This is a genomic window from Massilia sp. SYSU DXS3249, assembly GCF_053668055.1.
Genome location: NZ_JBSIPX010000027.1, coordinates 12,081 through 25,299, shown reverse-complemented (window position 1 = coordinate 25,299; position 13,219 = coordinate 12,081). Strand labels below are relative to the sequence as shown.

At 67.5% G+C, this 13,219-nt stretch carries 13 protein-coding genes; 9 read left to right on the top strand and 4 right to left on the bottom strand.

Annotation, left to right across the window (positions count from 1 at the left end; all coding sequences use genetic code 11):
• Positions 1–13: 13 nt before the first annotated feature.
• From ACWCIA_RS22040 to ACWCIA_RS22015, 6 genes are read left to right on the top strand one after another with little or no spacing between them, the layout of a single operon-like run.
• Complete coding sequence (locus ACWCIA_RS22040) at positions 14–199, top strand: hypothetical protein (RefSeq protein ID WP_136219554.1); 186 nt, start codon at positions 14–16, stop codon at positions 197–199.
• Complete coding sequence (locus tag ACWCIA_RS22035; RefSeq protein WP_454166625.1) at positions 196–660, top strand: hypothetical protein; 465 nt, start codon at positions 196–198, stop codon at positions 658–660. The genes ACWCIA_RS22040 and ACWCIA_RS22035 overlap by 4 nt, the downstream gene beginning before the upstream one ends.
• A gap of 13 nt (positions 661–673) precedes the next feature.
• Positions 674–2,308 (top strand): AAA family ATPase, encoded by a 1,635-nt coding sequence (locus ACWCIA_RS22030; protein WP_454166624.1) that lies wholly within the window; start codon positions 674–676, stop codon positions 2,306–2,308.
• A 1-nt stretch (position 2,309) separates the two neighbouring features.
• On the top strand, positions 2,310–3,113 hold the full coding sequence (locus ACWCIA_RS22025) for a general secretion pathway protein GspB (protein WP_454166623.1): 804 nt from the start codon (positions 2,310–2,312) through the stop codon (positions 3,111–3,113).
• Between the two features lie 25 nt (positions 3,114–3,138).
• Positions 3,139–3,675, top strand: a complete 537-nt coding sequence (gene mobB, locus ACWCIA_RS22020) for a molybdopterin-guanine dinucleotide biosynthesis protein B (protein WP_454166622.1) — start codon at positions 3,139–3,141, stop codon at positions 3,673–3,675.
• 19 nt (positions 3,676–3,694) lie between these two features.
• A complete protein-coding gene (locus tag ACWCIA_RS22015; RefSeq protein ID WP_454166621.1) occupies positions 3,695–3,895 on the top strand; it encodes a YjfB family protein in 201 nt (66 codons plus the stop codon).
• A gap of 205 nt (positions 3,896–4,100) precedes the next feature.
• Here ACWCIA_RS22015 and ACWCIA_RS22010 read toward each other — a convergent pair whose 3' ends face one another.
• The 3 genes from ACWCIA_RS22010 to fumC all read right to left on the bottom strand — a co-directional run bounded on the left by ACWCIA_RS22010 (position 4,101) and on the right by fumC (position 6,185).
• Positions 4,101–4,385, bottom strand: a complete 285-nt coding sequence (locus ACWCIA_RS22010) for a DUF883 family protein (RefSeq protein ID WP_454166620.1) — start codon at positions 4,383–4,385, stop codon at positions 4,101–4,103.
• A gap of 103 nt (positions 4,386–4,488) precedes the next feature.
• Positions 4,489–4,701 (bottom strand): RNA-binding S4 domain-containing protein, encoded by a 213-nt coding sequence (locus ACWCIA_RS22005; RefSeq protein WP_454166619.1) that lies wholly within the window; start codon positions 4,699–4,701, stop codon positions 4,489–4,491.
• 89 nt (positions 4,702–4,790) lie between these two features.
• Positions 4,791–6,185, bottom strand: coding sequence for a class II fumarate hydratase (gene fumC, locus ACWCIA_RS22000; protein WP_454166618.1), 1,395 nt, complete (start codon positions 6,183–6,185; stop codon positions 4,791–4,793).
• A 59-nt stretch (positions 6,186–6,244) separates the two neighbouring features.
• On the opposite strand from fumC, the gene ACWCIA_RS21995 reads away from it, so the two are divergent.
• The gene (locus ACWCIA_RS21995) at positions 6,245–7,465 is read left to right on the top strand and encodes a FimV/HubP-related protein (RefSeq protein ID WP_454166617.1); all 1,221 of its coding nucleotides are present in this window, start codon (positions 6,245–6,247) and stop codon (positions 7,463–7,465) included.
• A gap of 406 nt (positions 7,466–7,871) precedes the next feature.
• On the opposite strand, the gene ACWCIA_RS21990 is transcribed toward ACWCIA_RS21995, so the two are convergent.
• Positions 7,872–8,153, bottom strand: coding sequence for a flagellar protein FliT (locus tag ACWCIA_RS21990; RefSeq protein ID WP_454166616.1), 282 nt, complete (start codon positions 8,151–8,153; stop codon positions 7,872–7,874).
• A 308-nt stretch (positions 8,154–8,461) separates the two neighbouring features.
• Between ACWCIA_RS21990 and ACWCIA_RS21985 the strand changes: the two genes are divergently transcribed.
• Entirely contained in the window at positions 8,462–11,119 is a 2,658-nt protein-coding gene (locus ACWCIA_RS21985; RefSeq protein ID WP_454166615.1) for a M1 family metallopeptidase, read from the top strand.
• Between the two features lie 30 nt (positions 11,120–11,149).
• Complete coding sequence (locus tag ACWCIA_RS21980) at positions 11,150–13,216, top strand: M13 family metallopeptidase (RefSeq protein ID WP_454166614.1); 2,067 nt, start codon at positions 11,150–11,152, stop codon at positions 13,214–13,216.
• Positions 13,217–13,219: the final 3 nt, after the last annotated feature.

The window sequence follows — 13,219 nt, the reverse complement described above, 5'->3', positions numbered from 1 at the left end:
TGAGGAGAAAGCAGTGATTCGTTACATGGGCACGCGCAAGAACAGCGAGGGCGCCACCGTCTACGTGTTTATCGTCAATGGCCTCGAGAAAGAGGTCCGCGAGCACGCGCTCAAGCAGCATCCCGGCTGCTACGAGGCCCTGCCGGCATCGGCCAAGGCGAAGATCGCCGCCAACCGCGACTGGCTGTCGAAGCTGTGATCCGGCGCGCCGCCGCAGCCGGCCTGCTCGCATTGGCGTGCAACTGCGTCCACGCGGCGCCATCCACTTTCGGCCCCCTCGTCGGCAGCGCGCTGCTGTGCCGCAGCCATCTCGACAACGCCCATTTTCACGCCTGGCTCACCACCGCCTTCGGTCCGGCCTACAAGCAGGAGGGCGGGGCGCATTGGTTCAAGGTCGAGGCCACGCTGTGGGGTAAACCCGTGAGCGAGGTGATGGTGAGCGACGACACCAATCCGATGACCTTCATCGCTGCAATCGTCGACGGCAAGCCGGAAGAGCTGGAAGAAGCCGTCCGCGCCGGCGCCGGCCTGCGCCACCTGCCGGCCGACGCGTCTCCCTTTCCTTTGAGGGTTTCGAACCCGGGCAGCGTCATCGCTTATCACAACGGCAAATCCAAAATATACTGCGCGAGGTATAAACCCTTGCCTCCAGGCCGTTAGGTACGTTCCCTTCATGTACACCCATTACTTCAGCCTGAAGCAGGCCCCGTTCTCGATCGCGCCCGATCCGCGCTACCTGTTCATGAGCGAGCGCCACCGCGAGGCGCTGGCGCACCTGCTCTACGGCATCAACAGCGGCGGCGGCTTCGTGCTGCTGACGGGCGAGATCGGCGCCGGCAAGACCACGGTCTGCCGCTGCTTCATCGAACAGGTGCCGGAGAACTGCCGGCTGGCCTATATCTTCAATCCGAAGCTGACGGTCGGCGAATTGCTCCAGTCGGTATGCGAGGAATTCCGCATCGCCGCGCCAAGCGGGCAGGGCGGGGTCAAGGGCTATGTGGATGCGATTAACGCCTACCTGCTGGAATCGCATGCGCAGGGGCGCAACAACGTGCTCGTCATCGACGAGGCCCAGAACCTCTCGACGGACGTGCTCGAGCAGCTGCGCCTGCTGACCAACCTGGAGACCAGCGAGCGCAAGCTGCTGCAGATTATCCTGATCGGCCAGCCCGAGCTGCGCACGATGCTGGCGCGTCCCGAGCTGGAGCAGCTGGCCCAGCGCGTGATCGCGCGCTACCACCTCGGCCCGCTGTCGGAGGCGGAGACCGGCGCCTACATCGCGCACCGGATGGCGGTGGCGGGTGCGCAGGGCGCGCCGGTGTTTCCGGCCGCGGTGGTGCCGCTGATCCACCGGATCAGCGGCGGGGTGCCGCGCCGGATCAACCTGCTGTGCGACCGCGCGCTGCTCGGCGCCTATGTGGAAAACAGCCGCGAGGCGACGCCGAAGATCGTGCGTACCGCCGCCGCCGAGGTGTTCGCGGGCGAGGACGCGGCGCCGGTATCTGCCCCGGTGCGCTGGCCGCTGGTCGCCGGCGGCGTCCTCGCCGGGGCGGCGCTGAGCGCGGCCGTCGCGTGGCAGGTGCTGCCGCGTGCCGCGGCGCCGGCCAAGTCGGAGCAGACTGCGGCCCGGGTGACACCAGGCGCCGCGCCGGCCGCAAAGGGCGTGGTGCTGGCCGCCGCCAGGCCGGCCGCGGGGCGCGCGCCGGCAGTCCTGGCGCTGGGCCGCGCCGACGAGGCGGCGGCACTGCGCGCCCTGGCCACGCGCTGGGGCCGCGCGCTGCCCGAGGGCGCGCCCTGCGAGATCGCCTACCGGATCGACCTGCGCTGCCACCAGGGGCGCGGCGGCATCTTCGAACTGCGCCAGCTCGACCGCCCGGCCGTGATCACGCTGCGAGAAGGGGCGGCTACGCGTTACGCGGTGCTGGTCGGGATGGATGCCACCGGCGTGACGATCGACACCGGCCGCCAGCGCGAGCGGGTCGAGCTGGCGCAGCTCGCGCCGCGCTTTACCGGCGAGTACACCACCTTCTGGAAGATGCCGCGCAACTTCCGCGACCAGCTGGCGCTCGGCGACCAGGGGCCGGACGTGGACTGGATCGCCGCCCGCCTGGCCGAAGCCGGGCGCACGCCTGCGCCGGCCGCGCAACGGCCGTTCGATGCGCGCACCCAGGGCCAGCTGCGCGCCTTCCAGCAGCAACAAGGCTTGACCGCGGACGGCGTCGCCGGCCCGCGCACCTATATCCGCCTCAACCAGCTGACCGGGGTGGAGGAGCCGCGCCTGCTCGCCGCCGCCGGGACGGGACAATAAGATGTCGTACATTCTCGAAGCACTCAAGAAGGCGCAAGCCGAACGCCAGCTGGGCCATGCGCCGGACATCCACACGCCCGCGCCCGTCCATGTGCCGGCCAGTGCGGCGCCGGCCAATCGCAAGCCTTTGTGGATCGGGCTCGGGGCCGGCGCCCTGATCGCCGCCGTCGCTGCCGGGCTGGCCTGGCGCGGGAACACGCCGGCACCAGGGCAGCCGGCCGTGCTGGCACAGGCCGGGAGCGGTCTGCCTGCCGCGGCGACGCAAGCGCCGGTTGCGCCGGTTGTGCCCGCACCAGAGACCCAACCGGAGAGCACACCGGCCGCGCCGGCGCCTGTCCCCAGGAACGAGCCGGTTGCCGCGCCGGCCCCGGCGCCTGCCGTGCCTAAGGCCGCCCCTGCGCCAACGCCCGCCGTGTCGAAGCCTGCGCCAACTCCAGCGCCCCGGCCTGCCGCCGCGCCACCCGTCGTCGCCGTCCCGGAGGCCGCGCCGCAAGCGGTCTACCTGCCGGCGCCGGCCCCGGCCCGTGCTGCGGAAAGCGCGCCGGTGGTGCGCGCGCCTGATCCGGTTGCCGAGGAAAACCTGCGTACGCTGCAGCAGCTGCCGGAAGCGCTCCAGCGCGAGGTGCCGAAGGTCGCCGTCGGCGGCTACATCTATTCGCCGAATCCGGCCGATCGCCTGCTGTTGGTCGACAAGATGCTGCGCCGCGAGGGAGAAGAGCTGGCGCCTGGCCTGGTGCTGGAACGCCTGATGCCGAAGTACGCGGTCATGAATTACCGGGGCACCCGCTACCGTGTCGCTTACTGATTCCCGGATAGGGCAGGCCGGCCCCGTGTTGGCCGTCGTCGGCTGGTCGGGCAGCGGCAAGACGACGCTGCTCGAATTCCTGGTGGGGCAGCTGGCCGCACGCGGGCTGCACGTGAACATCGTCAAGCACAGCCACCACGACATCGAACTCGAGCCGCCGCACAAGGACAGCGCGCGCCTGCGCATGGCTGGGGCGGCCGAGGTGATGATCGCCTCTCCCTACCGCTACGCCATCCTGCGCGAGCTGCGCGGCGAACGCGAACCGCCGCTGGCCGAGCAGCTTGCCCGCCTGGCCCCGGCCGACCTGACCCTGGTCGAAGGCTACAAGTGGGAACCGCTGCCCAAGCTCGAGGTCTTCCGCCCGGCCCTCGGCCGCGCGCCGCTCTACACCGACGACCCGCTGGTGGTGGCGGTGGCCTCGGATGCGCCGCCGTCCATGCCGGGTGCGGCAGGGCAGGCCTGGCTGGACCTGAATACGCCCGACAATGTTTTGACGTGGCTCATCGAATGGATGGGGCTGGACGCTCAAGTTCCTGGAACGCCTGCCGTTAACGGAGGATAACCCTCATCAGGAGTCCACCATGGATGTCGCCGCGATCGCCAAGTTGTCCACCACCATTGCCGAAACGGGCAACAAGCAGGAAGTGGCGCTGACCATGCTGAAGAAACAGCAGGACATGCAGAAGTCGATGGCCACCCAGATGCTCGACGCCATCCAGCCGCCGCAGCCGATCCAGAATTTGCCGGCGCATCTGGGGAATACGATCAATACGACTGCCTGAATCCGGCCGTGGCCGAACGTGGCCGGGCGGTGTGCGAAGTTCAATGCCGCGTGGAGTCGGGACTCCACCCTACGAAACCAGCTGATCGTAGGGTGGAGTCCCGACTCCACGCGTTTTCGTGCCTACGCATACCCGAGCGGGTATCAAAAACAGGAACGTAAACGAAACGCGGCGCCTCTCGGCGCCGCAGCAGCGCTGGAAAAACTCAGTGGAAAGCCCGCAAGACGCGTGCTTCGCCGGTCAGGTCGGCATAACGCTCGTTGGCCTGGCGTGTCGCCTCCATCATGCGACTCAGCTGGGCGTCTTCGAAGCGTTCGAGTTCTTCGTTGGCCGCGTTGAGCGCCATGGCGAGCTTGGCGCGCGCGTTCTGGTACAGGACGCTGGTGTACTGATCGGTGTTTTTCAGCAGCTCTTCCGCGTTCTCGATCACGAGGCGCAGATCGCCGATCAGCCGTTCCTGGGTTTGCGGGTTATCTTGCGGGGTTTCCATTGCCGTCACCTTAAGCCGGTTGGTCACGCTTAAAATATAAACAAGGACCACCGGTCGCGTTTGTCTGCGCGCAAACGTGTGCCGTAGAGGCCGGCAGTCCCGCCTACTGCACCGAGATCCGCACGTCGCCTACGGTGACAGTCTGTCCGGTGCGAATCTTTGCGGTCTTGCGCAGCTCCTGCTTGCCATCGACCGACACCGCGCCGCTGGCCACCATGTTCTTGCCGGCGCCGCCGCTGTCCACCAAGCCGACCAGTTTCAACAGCTGGTTGAGCTCGACGAACTCGGATGTCAGTTCGAAAGTTGTCTTTTGCATACTATCCTCGGGAAAAATTGTGGGGCGCACGCTTGGCCTCGCATGAGTGGCGAAGGGGAGCCAGCCGGCGCGCGGCGGCTCCTTATGGCTCAGGCCGGATCGGGCCGCGTCATGTCCATCGGAACGATCCACTGCCCGAACTGTTCCTCGCTGACGTGGCCCGATTGCAGGGCCGCTTCGCGCAGCGTGATGCCTTCGTGCTGCGCATGCTTGGCAATCTGCGCGGCGCGATCATACCCGATGTGCGGCGCCAGTGCGGTCACGAGCATCAGCGAGCGCTCCATGAGCTCGCCGATGCGGCCGTGGTTCGGCTCGATTCCCTTGGCGCAATGCTCGTCGAAGGAACGCATGCCGTCGGCCAGCAGGCGCGCGCTTTGCAGGAAGTTATGCGCGATCATCGGCTTGAACACGTTCAGCTCGAAATTGCCCTGCGAGGCGCCCACCGTCAGCGCGACGTCGTTGCCGAACACCTGGCAGCACAGCATCGTCAGCGCTTCGCACTGGGTCGGATTGACCTTGCCCGGCATGATCGAGCTGCCCGGCTCGTTTTCCGGGATCGTGATTTCCCCGAGGCCCGAGCGCGGGCCGGAAGCCATCCAGCGCACGTCGTTGGCGATTTTCATGAGCGCCGTGGCCAGGGTCTTGAGGGCGCCATGGCTGCTCACCAGCGCGTCGTGGCCGGCGAGGGCGGCGAACTTGTTGGGGGCGGTCTTGAAGGCCAGTCCCGTGCGCGAACCGAGTTCGGCGGCGATGCGCGGCGCGAAATCGGGATGCGCGTTGAGGCCGGTGCCGACCGCCGTGCCACCCGCCGCCAGCAACAGCAGGCCGGACAGGGAGGATTTGATCGCGCTTTCCGCGAACTCGAGCTGGGCGACATAGCCGGAGAATTCCTGGCCCAGGGTCAGGGGCGTGGCGTCCTGCAGGTGGGTGCGGCCGATCTTGACGATGTCGGCGAAGTCGCGCGACTTCACCTGCAGGGTGCCGCGCAGGCGCGCCAGCGCCGGCAGCACGTCTTTCGACACCGCCTGCGCCGCCGCCACGTGCATCGCGGTGGGGAAGATGTCGTTCGAGGACTGCCCCATGTTGACGTGGTCGTTCGGGTGCAGCAGGCGCGCTTCGCCGCGTTCGCCTCCCATCAGCTCGGAGGCGCGGTTGGCCAGCACCTCGTTCATGTTCATGTTGCTCTGGGTACCGGAGCCGGTCTGCCACACGGCCAGCGGGAACTCGTCCGGATAACGCCCCTCCAGCACTTCGTCGGCGGCCGCGATGATGGCGTCGGCCTTGTCGCGCGGGAGCTTGCCGAGCGAGCGGTTGACGGCGGCGGCCGCGCGCTTGACCTGGGCCAGCGCGGCGACCAGTTCCGGCGCCATCTTTTCGGTCGAAATATGGAAGTGGTGCAGGGAGCGCTGGGTCTGCGCACCCCACAGCCGCCCGGCCGGAACCTCGATCGGGCCGAAGCTGTCTTTTTCTATCCGGTTATCCATGAGCTTGTCCTCTTGTTTATTTGGCGTCTGAGCTAAAGAGTGTAGCCGAACACCCGTTAATGACGCTTAGGCACCACATTTCCCTTCCCATGCCGATCCGCGCTTCTCACATCACTGCCAGCCTTCTGTTCGCCTGCGCCGCCGGTACCCATGCCGCCGAACTGGGCGAGGCGAAGATGCAGTCCCACATCGGCCAGCAGCTGGTGGCGGACGTCGAGCTGACGATGATCGAGGATGCGGGGACGCCGGTCGGGGTGCGCCTGGCCCATCCCGACGTCTACCGGGGCGCCAACATCGCCATGCCGGCCGTACTCTCCGGCCTGCACCTGAATGTGATGCGCCAGGGCGGCCGCCAGTTCCTGCACTTAAGCACGCTCAAACCGGTCGAGAGCCGCCACCTGCACGTCTACCTCGAACTGGTCGATGGCGGCCAGCGCACGGTGCGCCTGGTGACCTTGTGGCTGACGCCGGATCCGAGCCCGGCGCCGCCTCCTGTGGCCGCGCCCACGCCGGCCGTCGCTGCGCCGCTGCCGGCACCAGTCCAGGCCGCATCGCGCCGGAGCGTTCCCGTGGCGCGTCCCCAAGCCGCCTTGCATGAGGGCGAGGAGTACGTGGACGGGAGCGCTTCGGCCGCGCCGGTGCGCAAGCCGGTCGCCAAGGCCATGGCACCCGTCAAGGCAGCGCCTGCCAGGAAGCCGGCGCCCATTGCGGCTCCTGCGAAAGCGCCGGAGGCGCCCGCCGCCTGCACCCCGCAGCCGGCCGATGCGCAGCTGAACGCCTGCACCGCGCTGGGCGAAAAGAATGCCGCCCTGCACGACCAACTCGGCCGGCTCGAAGCAAAGATGAAGGGGCTGCAAGTCGCGGCCGGCGCGACGCCGTCGCCCACGCCTGCCGCCGCTGCGCATGCCGCCGCCGCACCTGCCGCGCCACCCGCACCGAAAGGCGCGCCGCGCATCCTCAAGGCGAAGAAGGCGCCGCCGCCACCGGAGCCGGAAACCCCATGGGGCCTGATCGGCGGCGCGCTGGCGGCCGGCCTCGCGCTGGCGGGCCTGGCCGTCGCACTCCTGCGCCGCCGCAAGCGTTCGAGCTTCGGCAAGATCCCGAAAGAGCACAAGCCGGCGAGGCTGCATCGCATGGCAAAGGCATCGGAGCCGGATGCGCCTGAGGGCGTGCCGAAACCGGGCTTCATGGCCTCGGTGAAGGAGCGCCTGATGCCGGGTAACCGCAAGCAGGCGGCGCCGGAAGCGGTCGAGCCGGCCCTGGAAAACGCCGACAGCTAGCCCGACAGGGGACGCGCACGAATCAGTCTACACAAGTTAAAAATTTGATATATACTGGGTTCGTTGGTTGTCAAAACCACAAAACGGAACAGAGGCCGGCGCAGCCACCACCGATAGCGTGGCGCGGGTACCGGATGTACGTCGCAAGATGCCTGTTTCCGGAAGCGGTCACGTTTGCCAACAGCGGCAGCGGACGCCGGATGCAACCGGCAAAGAGGCAGCACCAGGTTTCTGGTGTTGCTCTCCGAATTCATGCGATCGGCTTCACGCCGGTCGCAGCAGGAAGGCGCCTCCGGGCGCCTTTTTTGTTTTGTGCGCCGTGCGTCGATGCGCCGGTGTTCAGGAAAAAGTTTTAGGCAATAAAAAAAAGCGCCCGCAGGCGCTTTTTTCATGATGAGGGCAGGGCTCAGTGCGCGCACATGGCGCGGTCCAGCTGGCCCATCCAGGGTTCGGTGATGTCGCGGATGGCGCGGTCGTTGGCCATGATCTGCTTGAGCAGGTCGATCTTGCGCAGGCGCTTGGCGCCCTCGAGTGCCGGCACGCCGGTCGCGGCGGCGGATGCCTGAGTAGCGCATTGCGCCTGCAGGCTGTCGAAGCCGTTCCAGTCGTCCGATTGCGCTGCCGCGGCCATCTTGCCGGTCAGGCCAGCAATGTTTTCGTACATCGAGAGGACTTCGTTGGAGGTCATGGCAGCTTCGCTGGTATTTTTTTTCGGCCGGATTACCGGTTGTCCTCCTTTTACGGCAGGGCTTTCGGGAACTTTAGGGTTGTCCGCAAAAATAGTTGAAAATTTTTTCCGGTAGTCGAAAAGGGCGCGGCGGCCTGCGCAAGAGCCCGGCTTTACCGGGGATCGCATACTGCCGGGATTCTGCATTCCAGCGCCGTTTTATGCCGTCTGTCGCAATCCCGGCACCGCCTCCCACCGGTTCTCCTAGAGTGCGTGCTGGGTTGCTGCGCCAGGCGCGGCATCCGGCACTTACAAGAAAAGAGGAAATCATGAGAGACCACCGAGCATCGCGCGCCGTCACCGCCGCCGCCGCGACTGCGCTGGCCCTGGCCGCCGTCCTGCTCCCGGCGACCGCCCAGGCCGAAGCACCGTTTTCGTTCGCCGCCACGCCCGGCAAGCTGCCCAAGGACGTGATCCCGCTGCTGTACGACGCGCATTTGGTGCCGAATATCGCCGACGACACCTTCAGCGGCAGCCAGAGCGTCGAGATCGAGGTGCTGCGCCCGACCAGCCGCATCGTGCTCAATGCCGCCAACCTCACGATCGAGGGCGCCACGCTGTCGCGCGCCGGCAAGGGACAGCAAACGCTGCAGCCCATCCTCGACGAGAAGCAGGAAACGCTCGCCTTCCAGCTCGACGAAGCGCTCGCGCCGGGACGCTACACGCTGGCGCTGCGCTTCCGCGGCCAGATCAACCGCGAGGGGCGCGGCCTGTTCCAGGTCCGCTACAAGGCGGGCGGCGCAGACAAGAAACTGGTCGCCACCACCATGCAGCCCTCGGACGCGCGCCGCATGCTGCCGACCTGGGACGAGCCGGCCTTCCGCGCCCGCTTTAAGCTGACGGTCGACGTGCCGGCCAGCTTCAAGGCCTATTCGAACACGCCGGTCCTGACGCAGGAAACGCTGGCCAACGGCCTGCAGCGCATCTCCTTTGCCCCGACGCCGAAGATGCCGAGCTACCTGGTAGTGCTGGTGGCGGGCGAAATGGAGCGCGTCTCGGCGCGCCAGGGCGGCGTCGAGATCGGCATCGTCACCACCGAAGGCAAGCTGGGCGCGACCGCCTTCCCGCTGGCCGCCACCCGCGATCTGCTGCGCTACTACAATAATTACTTCGGCCTGCCGTACCCGCTCGCCAAGCTCGACCAGATCGCGATTCCCGGCGGCTTCAATGGCGCGATGGAGAATTGGGGCGGCGTCGTCTACAACGAGGCGACCCTGCTGTATGACCCGAAAAAGAGCCCGGAAGACGTCAAGAAGCTCACCTTCGAGATCAACGCGCACGAAGTGGCGCACCAGTGGTTCGGCAACCTGGTCACCATGGCCTGGTGGGACAACCTCTGGCTCAACGAAGGTTTTGCCTCCTGGATGGCGGCGAAGGCCACCGAGCGCTTCCACCCCGAGTGGCGCCCCTACCTGGACGGCATCGTCGAGCGCGAAAGCGTGCTGAACCTGGATGCGCGCAAGACCACGCACCCGATCCAGATGCGCATCGACAACGAGGAGCAGGCCGCCAGCGCCTTCGATGCGATCACCTATGTGAAAGGCCAGGGCTTCCTGCGCATGCTCGAAGACTATGTTGGCGAGGCCAAGTTCCGCAAGGGCATCCGCGCCTACATGGCCGCCCACCAGTACTCGAACACCACCTCGGCCGACCTGTGGGCGGCGATCGAGGCGGCCTCGGGCAAGCCGGTCGCGAAAATCGCCGCCGACTGGACCACCCAGCCGGGCTACCCGCTGATCACGGTGTCGCAAAGCTGCGAGGACGGGCGGCGCAAGGTCACCCTGTCGCAGGAGCAGTACCGGCTCGACGAGCCGGCGAAGGAAGAGCGCCTGTGGAGCGTGCCGCTGCAGGTCGGCACCGTCAATGGCCGCGCCTGGACCACGCTGCTGACGAGCCGCAGCACGACGCTCACCCAGGGCAGCTGCAGCGGCACGCTGGTGGTCGATCCGGACAGTGTCGGCTTCTTCCGCATCCAGTACGACCGCGCCAGTTTCGATGCGCTGGCGGCGAACGCCCGGCAGTTGCCGGACCCGACCCGCCTGAAACTCCTGCTCGACGCCTGGAGCCTGGTCGCGGCCGGGCGCGCGCCGCTGGCCAGCTACCTGAACCTGGTCGACAAATACGGCGACGAGCCGCGCCTGGCGGTCTGGGAATCGATCCTGTCCAACCTCGGCACCCTGGAAAACCTGGCGCGCGGCGAGCCGGAAAGCGCCCTGATCCGCGGCTTCGTGGCGCGCTTCGTGCAGCCCCGCTTCGACAAGCTCGGCTGGGAAGAGCGGGCCGGCGACACGCTCGAGGAGCGCCGCCTGCGGCCGTTGCTGGCGGGTGCCCTGGCGCGTGCCGGCGATCAGCGCGCAATCAGCGAAGCGCGCGCGCGTTTCGCCCGTTATGTGAGCGACCCGTCCTCGATCAGCCCGGAGATGCTCGATTTCGTGGTGAACACCGCCGGCCGCTATGCCGACGCGCCCACCTACGAGGCGCTCGGGCGTGCATTGGCGGCGAGCGCGACCGACGAGGAACGCTACCGCATCGGCGGCGCCATGACGCTGGTGCAGGACCCGGCGCTGGCGGCCCGGACCCTGAACATGGCGCTGTCGCCGCAGACGCCGGCCAACCTGGTCGGCAGCATCGTCAGCGGCGTCGGACGCCAGCATCCGGACCAGGCCTGGGCCTTCGCGGTCGCCAACCGCAAGGCCCTGATCGCCAGCAGCGACGCCGTGGCGCGCAACCGCGCCATCGCCAGCGTCGTCGCCGGCTCCGCCGATGTGCGCCACGCGGATATGATGGAACATTACGTGGCCCAGAACTTCGGCCCGGATGCGCTGGTCGAAGCCCAGCGCGTCGGCAACGGCATCCGCGTGCGCGCGGCGCAAAAGGCGCGCCTGCTGCCGCAGGTGCGCGCGGCCCTGGCGAACCCGCATCCCTGATATAGACCGATCACGAGAAAAAGGACGAGCATGAAGATCCGTTTGACCTCATCGACCGCCGCCGTTGCGCTGGCCCTCTACGGCAGCTTCGGCCTGGCCCAGGCCCAGGACGCCACCAAGATCGCGCCGCCGATCGAAAAACCCGCCGCCGCCAAGCCGGCGAACATGACCGTGCTGCCCGGCGACGACTTCTTCGCCTATGCCAACGGCGAGTGGCTGGCCAAGACCGAGATCCCGGCCGACCGCGGCTCCTGGAGCGCCATGGGGGCGCTGGCCGAAGAGACCAACACCCGCATCGCGAAGATGATCGAGGAACTGGGCGCCGACAAGAATGCGAGCGGGGAGGCGCGCAAGGTGGCCGATTTCTACGCCGCCTACATGGACGAGGCGGGCATCGACAAGCGCGGCCTGGCCCCGATCAAGCCTATGCTGTCGAGCATTGCGGCAATCAAGGACAAGGCGGCGCTGGTGCGCGCGCTGGGCGCCTCGCTGCGGGCCGACGTCGACCCGCTCAACGCCACCGACTTCTTCACCGAAAACCTGTTCGGCCTGTGGGTGGCGCAGGGCCTGACGGACCCGTCGCGCAACCTGCCGTACCTGCTGCAGGGCGGCCTCGGCATGCCGGACCGCGCCTACTACCTGGAAAACAATGCGCGCATGGCCGAGCTGCGCACGAAGTACCAGCAGCACATCGCCGCGATGCTCAAGCTGGCCGGCTTCGACAAGAGCGAGGAACGCGCCGCGCGCGTGTTCGAACTCGAGCTGGCGCTGGCCCAGACCCACGCCACGCGCGAGGATTCGGCCAACATCCAGAAGTCGAACAATGTCTGGACCATGAAAGATTTCGCCGCGAAGGCGCCGGGCGTGGACTGGACCGCCTTCTTCAAGGCGGCCGGCCTGTCCGGCCAGGAACGCTTCCAGGTCTACCACCCGAGCGCCGTGACGGGGGCGGCGCGGCTGCTGGGGAACGCGACGGCGGCCGACGTCGCCATCTGGCGCGACTATCTCGCCTTCCACAAGCTCAACCAGTACGCCAGCCTGCTGCCCAAGGCTTTTGCCGACCAGCGCTTCGAGTTCAACGGGCGCGCCCTGACCGGCACGCCGCAGCAGTCGGTGCGCTGGAAGCGCGCGCTGGCCGCGACCAACGAGGGCATGGACGAGGCTGTCGGCAAGATCTACGTGGCGCGCTACTTCCCGGCAGAGAACAAGGCGCGCGTGCAGGCGATGGTGGCCAACATCATCGACGCCTTCAGCCGCCGCATCGAAAAGCTCGACTGGATGGCGCCGGCCACGCGCGCCCAGGCGCAGGCCAAGGTCAAGGGCATGTATGTGGGCGTGGGCTATCCGGAGCGCTGGAAGTCCTACGAGGGCCTGCAGGTTGCCAGGGACGACGCCTTCGGCAACGCGGTGCGCGCCGAAGACTTCCGCTACAAGCAGGAACTCGCCAAGCTGGGGCGCAAACCCGAGCGCACCGAGTGGGCCATGCCGCCGCAGCTCGTCAATGCGGTGAACCTGCCGCTGCAGAACGCGATGAACTTCCCGGCCGCGATCCTGCAGCCGCCGTTCTTCGATCCGAAGGCGCCGGACGCCGTCAACTATGGCGCGATCGGCTCGATCATCGGCCACGAGATCAGCCACAGCTTCGACGACCAGGGCGCCCAGTTCGACGCCCAGGGGCGCCTGCGCAACTGGTGGACCGAGAAAGACCTGGCCCACTTCAAGGAGGCATCGAACAAGCTGGTCGCCCAGTACGGCGCCTATAAACCCTTCCCGGACCTGGCGGTGAACGGCCAGCTGACGCTGAGCGAAAACCTGGCCGACCTGGCGGGCCTGGCCGCGTCCTACGACGCCTTCAAGACGACGCCATCGGGCAAGACCGCCGAGGCGGACCGCCAGTTCTTCACCGGCTTCGCCCAGGGATGGCGCACCAAGATGCGCGAAGCCTCGCTGCGCCGCATCGTCCTTACCGACGGCCACGCACCGGCGCAGTACCGCACCTACATCGTGCGCAACCTGGACCCATGGTACAAAGCCTTCGACGTCAAGCCGGGGCAGGAGCTCTACCTGGCGCCGCAGGACCGGGTGCGGATCTGGTGAACC